Annotated in this window: 21 protein-coding genes and 3 tRNA genes; 11 read left to right on the top strand and 13 right to left on the bottom strand. The window is 68.3% G+C overall.

Going from position 1 to position 20,201, the window contains the following annotated elements; genetic code table 11:
- Positions 1-6: 6 nt before the first annotated feature.
- Together secE and B7R22_RS02390 are read right to left on the bottom strand one after the other, a co-directional pair.
- Positions 7-297, bottom strand: a complete 291-nt coding sequence (gene secE / locus B7R22_RS02395; RefSeq protein ID WP_116410224.1) for a preprotein translocase subunit SecE — start codon at positions 295-297, stop codon at positions 7-9.
- Between the two features lie 52 nt (positions 298-349).
- Positions 350-422, bottom strand: a tRNA-Trp gene (locus B7R22_RS02390).
- A gap of 165 nt (positions 423-587) precedes the next feature.
- Between B7R22_RS02390 and B7R22_RS02385 the strand changes: the two genes are divergently transcribed.
- The 3 genes from B7R22_RS02385 to B7R22_RS02375 all read left to right on the top strand — a co-directional run bounded on the left by B7R22_RS02385 (position 588) and on the right by B7R22_RS02375 (position 3,472).
- Positions 588-1,559, top strand: a complete 972-nt coding sequence (locus B7R22_RS02385; RefSeq protein WP_116410223.1) for an NAD(P)H-quinone oxidoreductase — start codon at positions 588-590, stop codon at positions 1,557-1,559.
- Positions 1,560-1,679: 120 nt separating this feature from the next.
- Complete coding sequence (locus B7R22_RS02380) at positions 1,680-2,240, top strand: flavin reductase family protein (RefSeq protein ID WP_116410245.1); 561 nt, start codon at positions 1,680-1,682, stop codon at positions 2,238-2,240.
- A 29-nt stretch (positions 2,241-2,269) separates the two neighbouring features.
- Positions 2,270-3,472 carry a pyridoxal phosphate-dependent aminotransferase gene (locus tag B7R22_RS02375; protein WP_116410222.1) on the top strand — a complete coding sequence of 401 codons (1,203 nt, stop codon included), beginning with the start codon at positions 2,270-2,272 and terminating at the stop codon, positions 3,470-3,472.
- On the opposite strand, the gene B7R22_RS02370 is transcribed toward B7R22_RS02375, so the two are convergent.
- Both B7R22_RS02370 and B7R22_RS02365 read right to left on the bottom strand, forming a co-directional pair.
- Positions 3,469-4,368, bottom strand: a complete 900-nt coding sequence (locus tag B7R22_RS02370) for a Fic/DOC family protein (protein WP_116410221.1) — start codon at positions 4,366-4,368, stop codon at positions 3,469-3,471. The genes B7R22_RS02375 and B7R22_RS02370 overlap by 4 nt on opposite strands.
- Before the next feature lie 13 nt (positions 4,369-4,381).
- Positions 4,382-5,320: a Fic family protein gene (locus tag B7R22_RS02365; protein WP_172582160.1), complete on the bottom strand. Its 939-nt coding sequence runs from the start codon at positions 5,318-5,320 to the stop codon at positions 4,382-4,384.
- A gap of 160 nt (positions 5,321-5,480) precedes the next feature.
- Here B7R22_RS02365 and B7R22_RS02360 point away from each other — a divergent pair, with 160 nt between their 5' ends.
- From B7R22_RS02360 to B7R22_RS02345, 4 genes are read left to right on the top strand one after another with little or no spacing between them, the layout of a single operon-like run.
- A complete protein-coding gene (locus B7R22_RS02360) occupies positions 5,481-6,353 on the top strand; it encodes an ABC transporter ATP-binding protein (protein ID WP_116410219.1) in 873 nt (290 codons plus the stop codon).
- Entirely contained in the window at positions 6,350-7,222 is an 873-nt protein-coding gene (locus B7R22_RS02355) for an ABC transporter permease (RefSeq protein WP_116410218.1), read from the top strand. The genes B7R22_RS02360 and B7R22_RS02355 overlap by 4 nt, the downstream gene beginning before the upstream one ends.
- Before the next feature lies 1 nt (position 7,223).
- A complete protein-coding gene (locus B7R22_RS02350; protein WP_116410217.1) occupies positions 7,224-8,417 on the top strand; it encodes a sensor histidine kinase in 1,194 nt (397 codons plus the stop codon).
- Positions 8,414-9,052: a response regulator gene (locus tag B7R22_RS02345; protein WP_116410216.1), complete on the top strand. Its 639-nt coding sequence runs from the start codon at positions 8,414-8,416 to the stop codon at positions 9,050-9,052. The genes B7R22_RS02350 and B7R22_RS02345 overlap by 4 nt, the downstream gene beginning before the upstream one ends.
- Before the next feature lie 170 nt (positions 9,053-9,222).
- Here the strand turns inward: B7R22_RS02345 and B7R22_RS02340 are convergent, their stop codons facing one another.
- The 4 genes from B7R22_RS02340 to B7R22_RS02325 are packed head-to-tail and all read right to left on the bottom strand — an operon-like array spanning position 9,223 to position 12,466.
- Entirely contained in the window at positions 9,223-10,320 is a 1,098-nt protein-coding gene (locus B7R22_RS02340) for a UDP-N-acetylmuramate dehydrogenase (protein ID WP_116410215.1), read from the bottom strand.
- Complete coding sequence (locus B7R22_RS02335; RefSeq protein WP_116410214.1) at positions 10,317-10,847, bottom strand: MaoC/PaaZ C-terminal domain-containing protein; 531 nt, start codon at positions 10,845-10,847, stop codon at positions 10,317-10,319. The genes B7R22_RS02340 and B7R22_RS02335 overlap by 4 nt, the downstream gene beginning before the upstream one ends.
- Positions 10,844-11,290: an FAS1-like dehydratase domain-containing protein gene (locus B7R22_RS02330; RefSeq protein WP_116410213.1), complete on the bottom strand. Its 447-nt coding sequence runs from the start codon at positions 11,288-11,290 to the stop codon at positions 10,844-10,846. The genes B7R22_RS02335 and B7R22_RS02330 overlap by 4 nt, the downstream gene beginning before the upstream one ends.
- A 30-nt stretch (positions 11,291-11,320) precedes the next feature.
- The gene (locus tag B7R22_RS02325) at positions 11,321-12,466 is read right to left on the bottom strand and encodes a hypothetical protein (protein WP_172582159.1); all 1,146 of its coding nucleotides are present in this window, start codon (positions 12,464-12,466) and stop codon (positions 11,321-11,323) included.
- A 210-nt stretch (positions 12,467-12,676) separates the two neighbouring features.
- On the opposite strand from B7R22_RS02325, the gene B7R22_RS19030 reads away from it, so the two are divergent.
- Positions 12,677-13,429, top strand: coding sequence for a DUF4190 domain-containing protein (locus B7R22_RS19030; protein ID WP_172582158.1), 753 nt, complete (start codon positions 12,677-12,679; stop codon positions 13,427-13,429).
- 38 nt (positions 13,430-13,467) lie between these two features.
- On the opposite strand, the gene B7R22_RS02315 is transcribed toward B7R22_RS19030, so the two are convergent.
- Positions 13,468-14,193, bottom strand: coding sequence for an SDR family oxidoreductase (locus B7R22_RS02315; RefSeq protein WP_116410210.1), 726 nt, complete (start codon positions 14,191-14,193; stop codon positions 13,468-13,470).
- A 114-nt stretch (positions 14,194-14,307) separates the two neighbouring features.
- On the opposite strand from B7R22_RS02315, the gene B7R22_RS02310 reads away from it, so the two are divergent.
- Complete coding sequence (locus tag B7R22_RS02310; RefSeq protein ID WP_253258838.1) at positions 14,308-14,718, top strand: MerR family transcriptional regulator; 411 nt, start codon at positions 14,308-14,310, stop codon at positions 14,716-14,718.
- 94 nt (positions 14,719-14,812) lie between these two features.
- Here the strand turns inward: B7R22_RS02310 and B7R22_RS02305 are convergent.
- Positions 14,813-14,886 (bottom strand) — tRNA-Met (locus B7R22_RS02305).
- Positions 14,887-14,931: 45 nt separating this feature from the next.
- Positions 14,932-15,003, bottom strand: a tRNA-Thr gene (locus B7R22_RS02300).
- A gap of 100 nt (positions 15,004-15,103) precedes the next feature.
- Here B7R22_RS02300 and B7R22_RS02295 point away from each other — a divergent pair.
- Positions 15,104-16,876: a glycoside hydrolase family 13 protein gene (locus B7R22_RS02295; RefSeq protein ID WP_116410208.1), complete on the top strand. Its 1,773-nt coding sequence runs from the start codon at positions 15,104-15,106 to the stop codon at positions 16,874-16,876.
- Between the two features lie 10 nt (positions 16,877-16,886).
- Here B7R22_RS02295 and B7R22_RS02290 read toward each other — a convergent pair whose 3' ends face one another.
- Together B7R22_RS02290 and B7R22_RS19025 are read right to left on the bottom strand one after the other, a co-directional pair.
- Positions 16,887-17,714 (bottom strand): inositol monophosphatase family protein, encoded by an 828-nt coding sequence (locus B7R22_RS02290; RefSeq protein ID WP_116410207.1) that lies wholly within the window; start codon positions 17,712-17,714, stop codon positions 16,887-16,889.
- Positions 17,715-17,917: 203 nt separating this feature from the next.
- Positions 17,918-18,421, bottom strand: a complete 504-nt coding sequence (locus B7R22_RS19025) for a hypothetical protein (RefSeq protein ID WP_172582157.1) — start codon at positions 18,419-18,421, stop codon at positions 17,918-17,920.
- 142 nt (positions 18,422-18,563) lie between these two features.
- Here B7R22_RS19025 and B7R22_RS02280 point away from each other — a divergent pair, with 142 nt between their 5' ends.
- Positions 18,564-19,847: a DUF4214 domain-containing protein gene (locus B7R22_RS02280; protein WP_116410206.1), complete on the top strand. Its 1,284-nt coding sequence runs from the start codon at positions 18,564-18,566 to the stop codon at positions 19,845-19,847.
- Positions 19,848-20,201: the final 354 nt, after the last annotated feature.

Raw genomic sequence — 20,201 nt, 5'->3', positions numbered from 1 at the left:
GGAGACCTACAGACCCAGAGGACTGGTTCCCGCGTCGCCGAACACAAAGACAGCAGCCCAGCTGAACAGGAAGTCGAGACCCGAGACGAGCGCCATCATGATGACGACGAAGACGAGCACGACCAGCGTGTAGCTGATCAGTTCTTTGCGGGTCGGTGTGACGACCTTCTTGAGTTCTGCGATGACCTGCCTGATGAAAAGCACGATTCGTGAGAACGGGTTGCGCCTGGCAGCCCTGTCGCTCTTGGCGCGCTCGACGACTGCCTCGCTGGGTTCGTCGACTATCTTTCGTGCCACCGTCAGTACCTTTCACAAGCGATCGGAGCAGGCAACCGCCGACTCCGATTTGCAGGGCGGACAGGACTCGAACCTGCAACCTGCGGTTTTGGAGACCGCTGCTCTACCAATTGAGCCACCACCCTATGAGCGAAACCCTCGCACTTCTCCGCCCGTCTTCACCTCGTGGAGACAACGAAAATGGGCATGAAAAAGTATGGCAGATTTCAACTACCTCAACCCAGTGTAGGTCAGATCCAGATGGACCGCAAAGAGCGGTCTAGGTTGGTGAGCATGATGGGTTCGAACGCATGAAGGCCGTGATCATCCGTGAGCCGGGAGATGCATCCGTACTGGAGCTCGCCGATGTCGACGAGCCCGTCGCGCAGGCCGGGGAGGTGCTGGTGGGGGTCGTGGCGGCGGGGGTGAACCGGGCAGACGTGAGCCAGCGCGAGGGCCACTACCCTCCTCCCGCTGGCGCACCCGAGTGGCCGGGCCTCGAGGTCTCCGGGCTCGTTCTGCAGCTCGGAGAGGGAGTGACGGGCCTCCGGGTCGGGGATCGCGTCGCCGCTCTGCTCTCCGGCGGCGGGTACGCCGAACGGGTGAGCGTGCCGGTCGGGCAGGTTCTGGTCCTGCCTCCGAACATCGACCTCGTCGACGGCGCGGCCCTCGTCGAAGTCGCCTCGACCGTCTGGTCGAACGTCTTCCTCCTCGGCGACCTCCGGGCGGGCGAGACCCTCCTCGTGCACGGCGGTTCGAGCGGAATAGGCACGATGGCCATCCAGATCGCGAAGGCGCGCGGTGCCCGCGTCGTGGTGACGGCAGGTTCGGCAGACAAACTCGCCGCCTGCGAGGCGCTCGGCGCAGACATCCTGATCAACTACCGGGAGGAGGACTTCGCCGAGCGGATGAAGGCGGAGGGCATCGCCGCGCACGTGATCCTCGACTCGATCGGCGGTTCCTACCTCGGGAAGAACATCAGCGTGCTGGCGATGGACGGCCACATCGTGAACATCGGCAACCTCAGCCAGGAGACCGGATCGCTCGACTTCGGCCGACTGATGATGAAGCGGGGCGCCATCCATGCGACCAGCCTCCGCGGTCGCTCGGCCGCCGGTAAGGCTGCGATCGTCGACAGCGTGCGGGACAACGTCTGGCCGCTGGTCGCCGACGGCCGGGTGAAGCCCGTGGTGGCCGAGCGGTTCCCGCTCTCCGAGGCGGCGGCAGCGCATCGCCTCATGGAGGGCTCCACCCACATCGGCAAGATCCTGCTCGTCGTCTGACAGGGATGACCTTGCGTGACGCCCGAGGCGCTCGTGCAACATCGGCGGACGTAGGCTTTCTCTGTGACCGATCCGCAAGAAGTGACTGACTCGCAGAAGACCTCCGCGCCCGAGCACGCTGTGCTTCACGAGAACAACATTGTGGCGCACCCGAGCTCAGAGACGGTCACGCCCGACCAGTTCAAGGCCGCCTTCCGCAACCACCCGGCCGGTGTAGCAGTGATCACCGCTGACGCGGGCGACGGCCCGGTCGCCCTGACTGCGACCTCGGTGTTCTCGGTGAGCGTCGAGCCTCCCCTGCTGGTGTTCTCGATCTCTGAGCTGTCATCGAGCACCCCGACCATCCGCCGCGCCGACACCGTCGTGGTGCACCTCCTCGGAGCCGACCAGCTCGACATCGCCAAACTCGGTGCCACCAGCGGAATCGACCGGTTCGCAGACACCAGCATCTGGAAGCGGTTGCCGACCGGCGAGCCGTATTTTCCTGCGGCGCATGCCTGGATCCGCGGGCGGATCGTCAACAAAATGGAGGCCGGCGGTTCGACCGTCGTCGCCGTGCAAGCTCTCGAGACGTTCGCACCCGATCCCGGTGCCGCCGAGGCGGATGCCGCCCAGGCGCATCCGTTGGTGTACCACAACCGCATGTGGCACCGGCTGGACGAAGGCTCCAAGATCCAGTGACGCGAGGCTCAGATCGGTAGGCTTGCCGGGTGACCGAACGTACCCGCATCTCGCACCGCATCTCGTCCATCGCCGAATCTGCGACCCTCAAGGTCGACGCCAAGGCCAAGGCCCTGCAGGCAGCGGGCCGACCGGTCATCAGCTTCGCGGCCGGCGAGCCCGACTTCGCGACGCCGGACTTCATCGTGGAAGCGGCGGTCGCCGCGGCGCGCGACCCGAAGAACCACCGCTACACGCCTGCGGTCGGCCTGCCGGAGCTCCGCGAGGCCATCGCCGCCAAGACGCTCCGCGACAGCGGTCTCGAGGTCTCGCCTTCGCAGATCATCGTGACCAACGGCGGGAAGCAGGCGGTGTACCAGTCGTTCGCCACCCTGCTCGACCCGGGCGACGAAGTCCTGGTGCCGACTCCCTACTGGACCACCTACCCGGAGGCCATCGCGCTCGCCGGCGGCGTCACCGTCGAGGTCTTCGCGGGCAGCGACCAGGGCTACCTCGTCACCGTCGACCAGCTCGAAGCCGCCCGCACCGACCGCACGAAGGTGCTGCTCTTCGTCTCGCCGTCGAACCCGACGGGAGCGGTGTACTCCCCCGCCCAGACCCGGGAGATCGGCGAGTGGGCCGAGGCGAACGGCATCTGGGTGATCTCTGACGAGATCTACCAGAACCTCACCTACGACGGCGTCGTCGCCCAGTCCATCGTCGAGGCAGTGCCGGCTCTCGCCGACCGCACCATCCTCGTGAACGGTGTCGCGAAGACGTACGCGATGACCGGATGGCGGGTCGGCTGGTTGGTCGGCCCCGCCGATGCCATCAAGGCAGCCGCGAACCTGCAGTCGCACCTCTCGTCGAACGTGTCGAACATCTCGCAGCGAGCGGCGATCGCGGCGCTCACGGGCCCTCAGGACGCCGTTGCCACGATGCGCGAGGCCTTCGACCGCCGGCGCAAGGCCATCGTGAGCGGGCTGAACCAGATCCCGGGCCTTCATGCACCCACGCCCGAGGGCGCGTTCTACGTCTACCCCGACGTGAGCGGGCTGCTGAACCGAACGTGGGGTGGCGTCACGCCGACGACCTCGCTCGAGCTGGCCGACCTCATCCTCGAGCAGGCCGAGGTCGCCGTGATCCCGGGCGAGGCGTTCGGCCCGAGCGGCTACATCCGCATGTCGTACGCGCTCGGCGATGACGCACTGGCGGAGGGTGTGGCGCGGATGCAGCGCCTCTTCTCTGCCTAGCCGGGCGGAGGGGTCCTGGCCGTCTGGGTCTGCGGGAGCCCTCCCTCCATCAGGCGGAACATCACGTCGTTGTCGTTGGTGGCCTGGAAGTGGAACGCCGAGTGCATGGCGAAGGCGTGCGCACGGGTCTCCTTCAGGAAACCCGCCGTGTCGATCGGATAGCCGGCCCGCTCCTCCAGCTGCGCAGCGTACTGCCAGAGCGCTCGGAGGTTGCCATCCCGAAAGGGGTGGACGACGTTGAGTTCGCCCCCGTGCTCGGCGACGAGGTCGAAGAACTTTTTGCGCCCGAGGTCCGAGCGGGACGCGAGATGACTGAGCTGGGCGCACTGAACCGATGCAGCCTCGGCGATCTCGGGGCCGCTGAAGTAGCTGTACTTCGTCATCGGCGCGGCAGGATCGCCCGGCGCGTGGTTGACGGCATCGGGCGCGAACCTGATCATCGCGGTCTCCGGGCCAATACGCTCCTCACCGGCCCAGAAGAAGATGTCGCCGAACATGCGGCGGTGCACCTGCTTGAGGTGCTCGTAGTCGAAGTGCCCGCGCACCGGCCGGATCTCGAGCTCGACTATTCGCAACCGGGAGATCTGCCGGTCGAGCAGGGACAGCAGCTCTGGATCGTCGATTCCGTCGGGATGAAGCTCATCGACCAACCGATTGCGAAGAACGAACGTGCCGGGGATCAGATAGTCGTCGAAGGAGTGGATGGACGGAGCCCGGCCGGAGTCGACACGAAGACCGTGCTGCTCGACTGTGTGCAACACGGCCTGCTCGGTGGAAATTCGCTCAGCCGCGACGCCTTCGACGAGGGATCGATGTCGCGCGTCACCGGGGCCGGCGTTGACAAAGGCGAGCGCGGCATCGGCCGCATCCAGCCGGCGTTGCAGTTCTGATCGCATCGGGTCCCTTCGCTCAGCGGCTCGTGACGCGGGCTGGCTGCGGGCCGTCGCCCTGGCTCAGGGCATCGTCGAGGGTGCCCTCGTAGCCGTCGAGCAACGACGTGGCCTGGTTCTGGTACCGCGCGTGCACGATGCGGTCGCGGAGCGGGTTGCCCTTCAGGAAGTTGGCCGGGTCGGTGGGGTAGCCGACGGTGTCGAAGAACCTCATCGCGTAGACGAACAGCGTGCGGCTGTGGCCGTCGCGGAAGGCGTGGATGGTGTTCATCTCACCACCGTGTTCGCCCATGCGGCTGATCATCTCTTCGCGCGGCATGTCCCGGCGCTCAGCCAGGTCGACCAACAGCGCGAACTGCATCTCGATCGCCTCGGAGATGTCGGGGCCCGCGAAGTACTGGTACTTCACCGCGGGGGCAGCCGGATCGCCGGGCGCGAAGTTCACGGCATCCGGAGCAAAGCGCACCATCGCCGTCTCGGGGCCGACACGCTGCTCGCCCGCCCAGGTGTAGACATCCTGGAAGATACGGCGGTGCACCGCCTTGAAGAAACGGTAGTCGAGCGGTGCAGGCACGGGGTCGATGGCCAGCTCGACCAGCCGGAACCGGGACAGCTGCTGCTCCACCGTGCGGAACAGCTCCGGGTCTTCGATGCCCCGGGGGTGGTCGTCATCGACCAGCCGGCTCCGCAGAGCGGTCGAACCGTCGATGAGATAGTCCTCCCAGCACCGGACGACCGGCCCGGGGTCGGTACTGAGCCGAAGCCCGAATCGCTCGCAGGTCACCGCGACGGCCTCGGCCGCAGAGACGTGCTCTGCGGCCACAGCCTGCACGAGATCCTGGTGGGCGTCGTCACCCGGGTCACCGTGCGCGAGCGCCAGAGCCGCGTTGGCATAGTTTGTGCGGAAGCGGATGTGTTCTTCAGGTACTGGCAGCAACAGCTCTTCCCCTCGGTTCATTCGCGATTCGAATAGTGACAGATTCTTACAGAGTGAAGTCAGTGTAAGCCAGAGACACGATAAGCTCTCGCTTTTGTGCCCGACATCCTCCGGTTGGGGGATCCCCGGGTCGTCAGGGTGGAGACTGTCGCTCGGCGCGCGGGCACGCGACGATGGGTACATGACTTCAGCAGACACCGCCGTGAGCGTCGAGGGGCTCACGAAGAGCTACGGCGCCTTCGCGGCCCTCAAGGGCGTCACCTTCGACATCGCACGCGGCGAGACGTTCGCCCTGCTCGGCCCGAACGGCGCCGGCAAGAGCACCACGATCGAGATCCTCGAGGGTTACCGCGATCGCACAGGAGGCGAGGCGAGGGTGCTCGGCGTCGATCCGCAGCACGGCGGGCTGGAGTGGAAGGCGAAGCTCGGGATCGTGCTGCAGTCCTCCGGCGAGAGCGGCAACGTCACCGTGCGGGAGCAGCTCACCGAGTTCGCGAACCTCTACCCGAACCCGCGGAGCGTCGACGAGGTGATCGCCGCCGTCGGCCTGGAACAGAAGGCCGGCACCCGCATCAAGAACCTCTCCGGCGGGCAACGGAGGCGTGTGGATGTCGCGCTCGGGGTCGTGGGCCGGCCGGAGTTGCTCTTCCTGGACGAACCGACCACCGGTTTCGACCCGGAGGCCCGCCGGGCGTTCTGGGAGCTCATCCGCGGCCTGAAGCGCGACGGAACGACCATCCTGCTCACCACCCACTACCTCGATGAGGCAGCCCAGCTCAGCGACAGGGCCGCGGTGGTGGCCGGCGGTGAGCTCGTGGACATCGGCCCGGTGCACACCCTGGGGCCGGATGAAGCGCGGGTGCCCATTGTGCGCTGGAGCGAGAACGGCGTGGTGCGCGAGCAGCGCACACCAGACCCCGGACGCGTCGTCGCAGACCTGTTCGCGCGCCTCGGCGAACCCGCCGCGCTCGAAATCGTGAGGCCGAGCCTCGAGGACATCTACCTCGAACTCGTCAGCAGCTATGAAAGAGAACAGGAACAGGTGCCCGCATGACCGCCCTCACCCGCACCAACCCCAGCCCGAGCAGCCCCGCCGCCGGATTCGGCGTCGGCCGCACGCTCCGGCTCGGCGCCAGCCGCATCGCCTACGAGACGCGCATCTACTTCCGCCAGACCGACACGCTCTTCTTCACCTTCCTCTTTCCCGTCATCATGCTCACCATCTTCTCCGTCGCCTTCCAGGGCATGGGAAACGTCGGCGCCAACCCCGACGGCACGGGGGGCATCAGCCAGGCTGCGGCCTACCTGCCGGGGATGATCGCCGCGGGCATCCTGCTCTCCGGCGTGCAGAACCTCGGCGTGGACATCGCGAACGAACGCAGCGACGGCACCCTCAAACGCCTCGGCGGCACCCCACTGCCCGTCCTCTCCTACTTCTTCGGCAAGATGGGACAGGTCTTCGTGACCAGCGTGCTGCAGATCGGTCTGCTGCTTCTGGTGGCGAGTGTCGTCTTCGGCGTGGCCCTGCCCACCGACGGCGGCAGCTGGATGACGTTCGCCTGGGTCTACGTTCTCGGCATCGCCACCTCGGCAGTGCTCGGCATCGCGATCTCACGCCTGCCCCGCAGCGGCAAGAGCGCCACCGCGGTGATCATTCCGCCGATCCTGATCCTGCAGTTCATCTCCGGGGTGTACCTGCAGTTCTCGCTGCTGCCCGACTGGCTGCAGAACGTGGCGGGCATCTTCCCGCTGAAGTGGATGGGCCAGGGTATGCGGGCGGTGTTCCTGCCCGAGTCGTTCGCCGCGGTCGAACCCGGCGGCGTCTGGGATCTGGGTTCCGTCGCGATCGCCCTGCTCGTGTGGTTGGTGGCCGGCTTGGTGGTGTGCCGACTGACATTCCGCTGGATCAGGAAGGACAGCTGACGTGACGCGGTTCAGCTGGTGGCACCTCGCGGTGGGGGTGACGGTGCTCATGCTGGCCCTGATCGTGCTCGCGGGCGCCGCGGAGTCACCGGGGGGCGCGGTCGGGGCCTGGAGCTGTCTCGCCGTGCTGGCGATCGGTTACGCCGCGTTCGGGTGGCGGAGCCTCGACGTGCGCACCGACCGGGCGAGCTCGACGTCGCGTGCGGCGCTGGTCTTCCCTCTGCTCGCCATCGCCTGCACCGCCGTCGGCACAGCATTCGACCCGTCGATGGCCACGCTCCAGGCCATCACCTTCCCCGTCATCTGGTTCTCCATCGACCCGACGCGGCGGGCGATCCTGCTCAACATCGTGCTCGCCGTCGGGGTGACACTCGGCTTCCTGGTCTCCACCGGTACCTCCGCAGCGGCCGTCGGCCAGGCTGTCGCCGTCGAGGCCATCTCCCTCGTCTTCAGCCTCGCCCTCGGCATCTGGTTCACCTTTGCGCTCCACCAGGGGCAGGAGAACACCCGCCTGCTCGACGAGCTTCGGGCGACCCAGGCCGAGCTGGCCATCCTGAACCGCGACAGCGGCATCGTGAGCGAGCGCGAACGACTGGCCGGCGAGATCCACGACACCATCGCGCAGAGCCTGACCGGCCTGGTGATGGTCGCCGAGCGCACTCGCCTGTCGCTTCCGGATGATCTGCCGGTCATCAGCGACGATCTCCAGCTGATCGAGGACATCGCCCGCGAAGCCCTCGTCGAGACGCGGGCGCTGGTGGCCGCGAGTGCACCCGTCGACGTGAACGGGGGCCTCCTTCCCGCGCTCGACAGGGTCATCGCCCGGTTCAGCCGGGAGACGGGAGTGAGCATCATGCTCGACACGTCGGGGTACCTGCCGGAACCTAACGAGGTCGAGGTGGTGCTGCTGCGCTCGGCGCAGGAGGCGCTGGCGAACGTGCGGAAACACTCGGGGGCCACGGAAGTGACGGTGCGGCTGGCGTCAGGCACGACCGGCGTCGTCTGTCTGAGAATCGGGGACAACGGCACCGGCATCGCACCGGACCGGTCCCCGGGCGAGGGTTTCGGTCTGGCCGGCATGCAACAGCGCCTGTCGCTGCTCGGCGGCACGCTAGCCGTCGGAACGGCCCCGTCTGGCGGCGTGCAACTGCAGGTGACGCTGCCGTCCAGCCTGAGCGCCCAGGTGCGGCGGTGATCCGCGTGGTGGTGGCCGACGATCATCCCATCGTGCGCGCCGGAATCGCCCAGCTGCTCGACTCGGCCGACGACATCGTTGTGGTCGGGCAGGCCGTCGACGGGCTCGAAGCGGTGCGGCTGGCTCGTGAGCTCATCCCCGACCTGGTGCTCATGGACCTGCGGATGCCCGGGATCGGCGGTGCCGAGGCGACGGCGCAGATCGTGGCGGAGGGAACGGGCATCCGCGTGCTCGTGCTGACCACGTACGACACCGACGACGATATCCTCGCGGCCGTCGAGGCCGGGGCAAGCGGCTACCTTGTGAAGGCCGCGCCGCAGGACGAGATCCTGGCCGGAGTGCGTTCGGTCGCGCAGGGCCAGACCGTGCTCGCACCGAGCATCGCGTCGATGCTCGTCCGGCGCGTGCGGGGCGAGCGGCTGCGTGAAGTTGCCCCGCCACCGCCGCGGCTCAGCGCACGCGAATCCGAGGTGCTGCGGCTCGTCGCCCTCGGGCAGAGCAATCCGCAGATCGCGAAGGAGCTGTTCATCGGCGACGCCACGGTGAAGACGCACCTCGGCCACGTGTTCGAGAAGCTCGGCGTGACCGATCGCACCCGGGCCGTGACGCGGGCGATGGAGCTCGGGTTGCTCTGACCCGGCTCGCGCACTCGTGCACAATTCAGGAAATGCGCGACGCCGCGCCCGGGTCGTCCATGGCTCCGCGCATATCCTGAGTTGCGCACGGGCGGGCTGCGGCGGCGGGGGCGGCGGCGGCCGGGAAGGTACCGCCTGCGGGCGGGCTGCGGCGGCGAGGCGAAGTCGGGCTAGTCGAACGACCCGATGAACACCGGCTCGGGCGCGAGGTTCACACCGAACTCGGACTGCACCCGCCACTGCACGAAACGCGCCAGCTCGGCAATCTCGGCGGCCGTCGCTCCCCCGCGGTTCACGAGCGCCAGCGTGTGCTTGCCCGAGATGGCCGCATCGGAGCCGGGCAGCGAATAGCCCCGGCCGAGCCCGGCGTGCTCGATCAGCCACGCCGCACTGAGCTTCACCTCGTAGACCTCGGGCGAGTCATCCGTGGCCGGCTGCTCGGTGAGCCAGCGGGGTGCCTCCGGCGGGATCGTCCGCGCGAACTGCTCGGTCACGATCGGGTTGGTGAAGAACGAGCCGGCGCTCACCGAATCGGGATCGGCGGGGTCGAGCACCATCCCCTTCGAGGCGCGCAGCCGCAGCACCGCCTCGCGCACCGCCCCGAGGGCCACCCGGTCGCCGAGCTTCACGCCGAGGGCGTTCGCGAGCTGGTCGTACTCGATCGGTGCGCCGAGGGCCAGGGCGTCGGATCCGGCCCGGCCGAGACGCAGTTCGAGCGACACCACCACGCCGCGCCGCGCGCGCTTCAGAACCGAGGTGCGATACCCGAATCCCAGCTGCTCCGTGGCCAGCCACAGCAGCTCGCCGGTCTCGGCGTCGAGGAACTCCACGCCGACCAGTACCGACGCGACCTCCTGTCCGTACGCCCCGATGTTCTGCACCGGCGACGCGCCCGACGACCCCGGGATGCCCGACAGAGCCTCGATGCCGCTGAGACCGTTCGCCACGGTGTAGCCGACGAGGTCGTCCCACGGTTCGCCCGCCTGCACGCGCACCCGCACGGTGCCGGGCGCGTCATCCACCCCGCTGTCGAGCTGCTCGATTCCTCGGGAGGCGATGTGGATGACCGTTCCCTCGAACCCGTCATCGGAGACCACCACGTTCGAGCCTCCGCCGAGCACCATCCACGGCTCTTCCTCGGCCCAGACCGACAGGCACACCTCGATGAGTTCGCGCGCGTCGACGACGGTCACGAGCCGGGAGGCGGGCCCGCCGACGCGAAGGGTCGTGAGCGGGGCGAGCAGGGCGGGGCCCGGCCGTTCGATCATGCGGAGGCGGCCGGAGTGGCTGTGGCAGCCGAGAGGGCTGAGGCGCTCGGGGTGGCTGGGGCGGGGCTGTGCACACGCACCTGCGCCTTGCCCAGCACCGTCTGAGCGTTGCCCGTCGCGGTGAGGTCGATCCGCGCCGTTCCGGCAGCAGCGTCGAGCTGGCCGACCGTGGCGCTCACCTCCAGGAGCGCGCCGGTCTCGGGGCCGACGAACACCGGGCGGGTGAACCGCACCTGGTAGTCGTCGACGAGGGAGGGGTCGCCGAGCCAGTCGAGCACCGGCTGCACGGCAAGTCCCATGGTGAGCATCCCGTGCGCGAGCACTCCGTCGAGCCCGACGGAGACGGCGACGTCGTCCCGGTAGTGGATCGGGTTGAAGTCGCCGGAAGCACCCGCGTAGCGCACGAGCGAGTCGCGGGTGAGAGTGAAGGAGCGCTCGGCGACGACATCGCCGACGGCCAGGCCGGCGAAGTCGGGGGCGCTGGCGGCGGGGGTGCCGTGCGCGGAGGTGCTGCTGTCGGCGCTCATTCGTCACCCCGCACCACGAGGGTCGAGATGGCGGTGACCACGTGGGCCCCGGTCGCATCCACGATCGATGACTCGCTCGTCACCATCGAGTGACCGCCCAGCTGCTTGACACTCGCCACGGTGAGCGTGGCAGTGAGCTCGTCGCCCGCGACGATCGGCCGCGTGGAGGTGAAGCGCTGGTCGCCGTGCACGACGCGCGAGAAGTCGATGCCGGCGGTGGGATCTGCCAGCAGCTGCGCGAGGGTGCCCTCCTGGATGACCACACCGAAGGTCGGCGGGGCGACGAGATCGGGGTAGCCGGCGGCGACGGCAGCCTCCACATCGAAGTTGAGCGGGCTCTGGGAGAAGACGGCCGCAGCGAACTCGCGGATCTTCTCCCGCCCGACGAGGTAGGGGGCGGTCTTCTCGAAGACGCGCCCCTGAAGGTCTGGGTTCACTGGCACAACCCAAGTCTACGGATGCCGGGCGACAGCCTAAGGAGCGGTGGGCGACGGCGTGGGGGTCTGGGCGTTCGTGGCCGGCCGGAGGGAGTGCGTCGAGGTGACGCCGAACGAGCCGTCGGCGTTCCAGAACACGACATCCCCGGCTGGGGCCGACGTCGAGGCCGTCGCACCCGCCGGTGGAATGTGCAGGCTGGTGATGCGGAGTTCGATGCCCATCGCGGCGAACTCCTGCTTCGTGACGCAGGTTGCGCTCTGCGTGCCGTCGACGTACACCGCGAGAAGACACGGCTGGTCGGTGCGGTTCTCGACGGCATAGACCGTCAGCTCGGAGTCGGCCACGCCGAGCAGTCGCAACGACTCCGGCTTGTAGTAGGGGTCGATGTTCTGCGGCGGGATGCTCGGGGCGAGCGTCGGATCCTCGAAGATGGTCAGGCCCTCCGGCAGCGAGGCCGAGGCCGCGCTGGCAGTTCCCGTGGCGGGTGCCGCGGATCCCGCCCCCGCTGCCAGGAACGGCCCGGAACCGAGCTGCGTTGCTACGACCAGCCCGACGGCCACGAGCAGCAGGAGCCCTGCCGCGATGGAGGTGGCCATCCAGACGAGCGAGCGGCGGCGCCAGGCCTCGGCGGAGACGGGGTTCGGGTCACGGCGCTGAGGGGGTGAGGCGTCATCATCCGGGCGCGCGTCGGGATCGCCGGTCGCGGCTCCCGTCTGGCGAGGCACGCGCCGGTCGCCGGCGGCGTCCACGCCACGGGCGGGCCACTCCGCATCGTCGCCCGGCACATGTTCACCCTCCGAGACGGCGCGAATTGCTGTCGCTCGACGCATCTCAGCCGCGTCGAGGGCTGCCCGGGCATCCAGAACCGCCTGCGTCAGCGAGTCGGCATCGGAGCGGAGCGCGGCCTCGAGGGCGAAGAGTTCCTCCACTGCAGCCTCGTCGGCGACGCGCGAGTACGCCTGCGCCTTCAACCGCGAAAGGTCCGCCGCCGGATCGGGTCGCCCGCCGGGTGTCGGTGCCAGGGGATACTCGCTCCACCACTGTGCATCGAGAACGTCGTGCCTGCCGCCGTAGGCCGCCGCGAGGGCCGCCGCCGCCTCAGGGTCGTCGGAGAGCAGCGCCCACAGGCTGGACGGATCTCCTCCACCCGGCTGCGCATCCTGCGTCGACGTCGACGTCATGCTTCTCCTTCGGTTCCCTCGTCATTCTGCTCCTTGCCCGAGCGCGTGCAGAGGGGCTTGCACAGGCATGCGGTATTCGTCGCAGACCCCCGAAGCGATGGGTGGGGCCTTTCCGGGGCTGGCACGCGAACGAGGGAGAAACAGGTCGGATGCCTGCGCCAGGGCCCAGCTCATGCCAGAGTTGGACGGGTAAACGTCACGAGGAGTCCCATGTCGAACATTCCCCCCACGCCACCACCGCCCTCCGGCGACGTGCCGCCGTACGCGGCACCCGGCGCCGGTTCCGCACCGCAGCCCGGGTACGCCGCACCCGCCGGGCCCGACAAGTACAACGTGCTGGCGATCGTCTCGCTCGTCACAGCGTTCTTCGTCTCACTTGTCGCGGTCATCACCGGCCACATCGCGCTCCGCCAGATCAAGCGCACCCAGGAGAAGGGCCGTGGGCTCGCGATCGCAGGCCTCATCCTCGGCTACCTCGGCATCCTGGCCGGCATCATCACCATCATCGCGCTGATGGTGATCTTCGCCTTCGCGGGCAACAAGATAGCCACCGACCCCGGCTTTGGTGAGGGCACCGGCGGTACAGTCGAACCCTTCCCGAGCGCGAGCTCCGACCCCGGCGCAACCGGAGACCAGACGACCGCCGAGGCATGCGGGCTGCTCTACTCGGCCGTGCAGGCCGATGCGGCGAACCTGAGCCAGAACCTGGCCGAGTTGCAGAGCGACCCGGCTGCAGCCGTCTCCGCCCTGCAGAAGCTCTCCACGGACTTCGACGGCGGACTCACCCAGATCACCGACCCCGACGTCTACGCCGCGGGCAACCAGGCGAACACGTCGCTGAAGATCATGATCGCCGACATCCAGGCCCTCATCGCCGACCCGACGACCGGCAACAGCACGATCCTCGACGATGCACAGGCCGTGCAGCAGGACTTCGCGGCGATCGACACCGTCTGCAGATAAGCGCCAGCGTTCTGTGGCTGGGCCGGGGCCTGCCCGGCTCAGCTCGCGCCGGGCAACCCGGCCAGCTGCGCGTAGAAGGCGGCAGGGTCGCCAGCGAGGGAGGCCTTGACCATCGCGGTCCAATCGTCGACGATCACTTCGATCGAGCCGGCGACAAGCCCGTCCAGGGAGCGCCGAGGCACCTCGCGCGCATCGATCTTCGGCCCGTCGTAGTCGGCCGAGATGTCGGTGTCGGCCGCTCCGAGCAGCACTCCCTGCACAAGCGTGCCCTGGCCGGCGAGTTCGAGCCGCACCCCGTTCGTCATGTTCCACTCGGCCGCTTTGGCTGCGGCGTACGATCCGGCACCCGGCGCAACGAACCACGACAGGGCCGAGAGCACGTTCACGATCGCGCCGCCGCCGTTCGCACCCAGCACCGGCGCGAACTCACGGATGACGTCGAGCGTTCCCCAGAAGTGGGTGTCCATCTCCCGCCGAATGTCGGCGAGGTCCCCGGTCACGAGCGCCGCGCCGGTGGAGATTCCCGCGTTGTTCACGAGGAGCGTCACATCCTGCGCGGTCGCAGCTGCCGCGACAACGGAAGCGTGGTCGTTCAGGTCGAGCCGCAGAGGCACGACCCTGCTGTCGTCGAACTCGAGCGTCTCGGGGCGGCGGGCGGTCGCGTAGACGGCGCTGGCGCCACGCTCGAGCAGCTCCAGCACGAACTGACGCCCGATACCGCGGTTGGCGCCGGTGACGAGGGCGATCTGGCCGATGATGTCCATGGGGACTCCTTGCTTCCTGGGGATCTTTTCCAAGCGCACGGATGTCGGCGGCTCGGCTTCGCCTAGACTAAGACCTGACGTTGACGTCAAGGTCAAGTCGGGTTGAGGAGTTTGATGCGAATGCGGATCGGCGAAGTCGCAGACCGGGCAGGCGTGAGCACCCGGGCCCTGCGCTACTACGAAGAACAGGGGCTACTCGCCTCGGAGCGCACCTCGAGCGGCCAGCGCACCTACGCCGAGGCGGCTGTCGAACGCGTACAGCTGATCCAACAGTTCTTCGCCGCCGGCGTGCCGAGCCGCACCATCCTGCAGATGCTGCCCTGCATCGACACCGGCCACGGCTCCCCCGAGGCCTTCGCGATGCTCGAGAGCGAGCGCTCCCGGATCACCGCCGCGATCGCCGACCTCTCTGCCGCCCGCGACCAGCTCGACCGCCTGATCGGCATCGCCCGCCATCCGACGCCGGAGCACTGCCCCGCCCTCCGCGACCCCGCCTGGGCGCCCTACGCCCCCGCCGCCCACTGATCGCGCTCGCTACTGCTCGCGGCAAGTCGCCGGAGAGGTGGACCCTCGCGGCAACGAAAGAAGGCCCCGAGACGGCGAGATCTCGGGGCCTTCGTAGCGGGAGCGGGAATTGAACCCGCGACACCACGATTATGAGCCGTGTGCTCTAACCAACTGAGCTACCCCGCCCTGGGTTCCGGGCAGGCGACGCATTCTCGCCCAGACCGGATCCGGAGCCCCCTGTGGGAATCGGACCCACTACCTCTTCCTTACCAAGGAAGTGCTCTACCAATGAGCTAAGGGGGCGCACTCGGCTACCCTTCAGAAGGGCAGCTTTTGGCACCGTAAGAGAATAGCATCACACGAGGCATCAGAAAGACCCGGCCTGTCCCATTAGGGTTTTATCATGACAACCGAGTTGAATCCCGAAATCGGCGAGCCCACAGAAACAGTGACCCTGGGGTCGGTCGACCCCCTCACACTGGTGGGGACCGGTTCCGAGTGGTGGCGGTCCGCCGTCATCTACCAGATCTATCCGCGGTCGTTCGCCGACTCCGACGGTGACGGTCTGGGCGACCTGGCCGGCATAACGAGCCGCCTCGATTCGCTGAAGGAGCTGGGCGTCGACGCCATCTGGCTCTCCCCGTTCTTCACCTCGCCGCAGCACGACGCGGGGTACGACGTGGCCGACTACTGCAACGTCGACCCGCGGTTCGGCACCCTGGCCGACTTCGACACCCTGCTGGCCGCGAGCCACGCCGAGGGCATCCGCGTGATCGTGGACCTGGTGCCGAACCACACCTCGTGGGACCACCAGTGGTTCAAGGATGCCCTGGCCTCCCCCGAGGGCAGCCCGGAGCGCGAACGCTATATGTTCCGCGACGGTCTCGGCGAGAACGGCGACACTCCCCCGAACAACTGGGAGTCCGTGTTCGGCGGCCCGATGTGGAGCCGCATCACGAACCCCGACGGCACGCCCGGCCAGTGGTACCTGCACATCTTCGACATCTCGCAGCCCGACCTGAACTGGGAGAACGAGTGGGTGCGGGCACAGTTCCGCGACATCCTGCGGTTCTGGCTCGACCGCGGTGTCGACGGTTTCCGGGTGGATGTCGCGCACGGCCTCATCAAAGAAGACGGCCTGCCCGACTACACGCCTCCGGCAGAGGCTGGCAGCATGGGCGGTGGGGCGATCCCCCTCGAGGTGCCGCCCGAGGATCTCGACGACGTCCCCACCCCGCCCTACTGGGCGCAGGATGGCGTGCACGAGATCTACCGTGACTGGAACGCCGTGCTGAACGAGTACGACGGCGAGCGGGTGCTCTGCGCCGAGGCCTGGGTCGAACCGCTGAACAAGCTGGCCCGCTGGGTGCGCCCCGACGAGATGCACCAGGCGTTCAACTTCACCTACCTGTCGGCGAACTGGTCGGCTGCAGAGCTGCGACTGGTCATCGACACCTCGATCTCGTCGTTCGCGACCGTCGGCGCCCCGAGCACGTGGGTGCTGTCGAACCACGACGTGATCCGGCACGCCACGCGCCTGTCGCTCGGTGCCGGCCACCTGCAGGGCGACGGAATCGGCCCGCGCGACGAAGACCGTCCGGATCCCGTCGCGGGTGTGCGCCGCGCGCGTGCCGCATCGGCCGTCATGCTGGCCCTGCCCGGCAGCGCCTACATCTACCAGGGTGAGGAGCTGGGCCTTCCCGAGTCGATCGACCTGCCCGACGCGGCCCGGCAGGATCCGACCTGGTTCCGCACGCACGGAGAACGTTACGGACGCGATGGATGTCGCGTGCCGATCCCGTGGGAGGCAGACGCCCCCAGCTACGGTTTCGGCCCCGCCGACGCGGCTTGGCTGCCGCAGCCCGAGGGCTGGGACGAGTACGCCCGCGACTCGCAGAGCGGAGTTCCCGGCTCGACGCTGGAGCTCTACAAGCTGGCGCTCGCGCTCCGCGGCGAAAACGACCTCGGGTTCGGCCGCGTCGAGTGGCTCGACGACCTCGGGTTCGGCAGCGACGTGCTGGCCTTCAGGAACGGTGGCGTCACGGTGATCGCGAACACCGGCACCACGCCGGTCGAGCTGCCTCTTGAGGGTCTCGGCGAGCTGCTGCTCACGAGCGCGCCCGTCGACGAGGCTGTGCTGCCGGCCGACACGACGGTCTGGCTGCGCTCCGCGTAGGGCTGAAGATTCAGAGACCGGCCTCGGCGAAGAGGGCCGCGATGAGAGGCTCGAGGCGGGCCGCGAGGGCCGGCTCGGCGGCGAGGGTGAAGTCGGCGGAGGCCGGCGCGCCGTCGAACCCGGCGACGTGCGCGCCGGCCTCGCGGGCGATCAGGGCACCCGCGGCGTGGTCCCACGGCTTCAGGCCGCGTTCGAAGTAGGCGTCGTGCCGGCCGGCCGCCACCGAGCAGAGGTCGAGGGCCGCGGCACCCATGCGCCGGATGTCACGCACCTGCGGCAGCAGCTTCGCCAGCACCAGACCCTGCTTCGCGCGGGTCTCGGAGTTGTAGGAGAACCCCGTTGCGATGAGCGCCTGGGAGAGGTCGGTCGGCGGATTCACGTGCAGCGGGGCCTCGCCGAGGAAGGCGCCCCCGGCATCCGACGCCGTGAAGACCTCGCCCACCAGCGGATTCACGACGCAGCCCGCCAGCGCACGCCACGTCAGGGGGTCGGCGTCGCCCTCGACGACGGCGATGCTGACGTTCCACGCGGGGATACCGTAGAGGTAGTTGACGGTTCCGTCGATCGGATCGACGACCCAGGTGAGGCCGGAGGTGCCGGTCGAGGCGCTGTCGGTCGACTCCTCGCCCAGAAACCCGTCATCCGGACGCACGGCGAGGAGGGAGCTGCGGATGAACGCCTCGACCTCCCGGTCGGCGAAGGTGACGATGTCTTCGGCCGACGTCTTGCTCGCCGCCACCTGCACACCTTCTCTCCGGCGCCGGGCGGCGAGGGCGGCCGCGTCGACGGCGATGGATCGGGCGATCTCGAGAAGGGAGCCAAGGGAGTGAGTTGTCATGTCCTTCGACGGTAGCGCATCGCCCCTTATCCCAGCTTTCCGGCTCCACCGCAAGGCTCGAAGATCCTGTTGACGGGCTTGTCGGGTCACTTCTAAGCTGACCTTGCCTCCCGACCCGGCCCCTGTCGAGGATCACGAGCCACCAGCGTGCCCTCCAGTCCTGCGACGACGAAGGGCACGTTGGTCTTCTGACTCTGAGTCGCTCAGCCCGCGCTGACGGTGACGCCGACGGCTCCGCAGCGGGTGCTCAGGTCGGTGAACAGCTGCTGGCCCTTCTCCATGCCCGCACTGCTCGTGTCGCCGGCCAGAGCGACAAGTTGGGCCATGTCCGACGCCAGCGGCTGCCAGGCAGCATCCCCCGCCGCGGCGACGGCGGCCTGCTGGGCGGCACCCGCCTGCGTCACGGGGAAGGTCGCGGCATCCTCAGACAGGCTCGACTGCCACGAGGCGCAGGCGCCGACGATCGTGGCAAGCGGGGTGGCCGTCGTCGGCTGAGGTACGGGTGCGGTCGTCGGCGAGACGCTGGGCGCAGGTGTCGCCGGAGCCGTGGCCGCGCCCGTCGAGGAGGGGGTCGCCGAGGGCTCGAAGGTCGGCGTCGGCGTGGCCGACGAACCCGTCGCCGAGGGTGTCGCAGAACTGCCCCCGGGGGCCTTGTCGCCCGCGCACCCCGCGAGCAGCAACACTCCGACGAGTGCTACCGGAACCATCCACCGCATAATTCTCCCTGCGCCATATGCCGTACGGCGTTCATGCTCCAAGAGACATATTGCGCGCCGCATGTCAGTATGAAGCTATCGCATCTTGACCCCCATCTGGGTGAGGACACCCGTGAGACCGAAAGCTCCACATATGACAGACGCACGACGAAGGCGCCAATGGGTTGCTACGGCGACGGTTCTCGCCGTGTTCGGGGCGAGCATCCTCGGCCTGGCACCGCTTTCGGCGACCGCCGCCGTGAGCCAGCCAGCGGTCTCGAGCAACCCCATCGAACTCGCCCAGGCACTGGTCAAGGCCCAGAAGAGCGGTGACTTCAGAACGAATCCGAGCGCCATCTTCGACCGCGAGATCGCGCCCCTGGCGGGCGGCCAGGCCATTGCCGGATGCGCCCTCGACACCCGCATCCTGCAGGTTCTCGTTCTGACCGTGCAGAATTTCGGCTCGCTCACCGTCTCCGACCTGCAGCGGCCCTGCATCGGGTCGAACCTGAACTGCGGGGCTCCCACCTACTCGGTGCACTGCCTGAACCCCGGCGAGGCCATTGATTTCACCAGCATTGGAGGCCGGGGCGTGAACGGCTCCGAAGCAGCCACCTTCGAGTTGCTGCGCTTTATCGACTCGTTCGTTCCGCGGGGCACGAACGCCGGGCAGTCGAACTGCCGGAGCGGCCTGTCACTGGCCAACATCAACCAGTTCTCTGACTCGTGCAACCATCAGCACGTCGACTTCCGCAATACGAGCGCGCCCCTGAACGTGACCGAGGCTGTCGGCGCGCTCCCCTCGCTCGACGCCAGCGGGGCCTACACCGCGGCGCTCTACAAGGACTACCTGAGCCGCGACGCCTCAAGTGACGACCGCGTCTGGTGGGGTCGGCAGTTGGCGACAGGATCACCGCGCACCATCGTCTCCGACGCCTTCGTGAACAGCGACGAGTACCGTCTGATCCGCATCGATGCCGCCTACAAGAACATCCTCGGCCGGGCCGCGGAAGACGGCGGCCGCATGTTCTGGCTGGCGCTGATGCAGTCCGGGGCGATCACGACGGACGACATCGAGACCCAGCTCTACGCCTCCGACGAGTTCTACGCCCAGCACACTCGCACAGACACCGGCTTCGCTGCATCGCTCTACAAGCTGCTGCTTCACCGCAACGGCTCGGCTGACGAATACGCGTTCTGGGCGAACCTCGTCGCCCAGAACGGCCGCAGCTGGGTCATCGATCAGTTCTGGGACTCTGCGGAGACGATCAGCGAGCGCGTGAGCCTGATGTACACGCGATACCTCGGCCGGTCGCCGGATTCGGGCGGGCTGGCCAGCTGGGTGGAATCCGCGTTGCGGCTCGGCGATTCGGGGCTCCGCTCGGGGCTGACCTCGAGCGACGAGTACTACGCCAGGGCTCAGAAGCGGTTCGGCTGAGCGCGACGGCGCAGGGGCGCAGGGGCGCTCCGAGTGAGTGAGTGAGTCGCGCCCCCGCACACCTCACGTGCGGATGGCGGGCGGCCAGTGCCGCACGTTCGGCGGCGGCGGCGTCTGCCGCACCGAGGAGCCGGCCGACCCCGGGAGTGTCAGCGGTTCCCGGGTACGGTACCTTGCGCGGCCACATTTGTTTCCTGTGTGCACAGGCGCTCGATCTTGGTCCAGTAGGGTCTGTAACGTTTTCGGTGTTTCCAGCATTTTTGGTTAGTAGGTTTCTGCTGCCGGCCAGCGGTCGGCGAAGGTGATCGCGAACGCGTTCAGCGCGGGTTTCCACCGCACTGTCCAGCGTGTCCT

The sequence above is a fragment of the Subtercola boreus genome (genome assembly GCF_003399635.1).
Classification (GTDB): Bacteria; Actinomycetota; Actinomycetes; order Actinomycetales; family Microbacteriaceae; genus Subtercola; species Subtercola boreus_B.
This window is presented reverse-complemented; position numbering and strand designations above follow the sequence as displayed.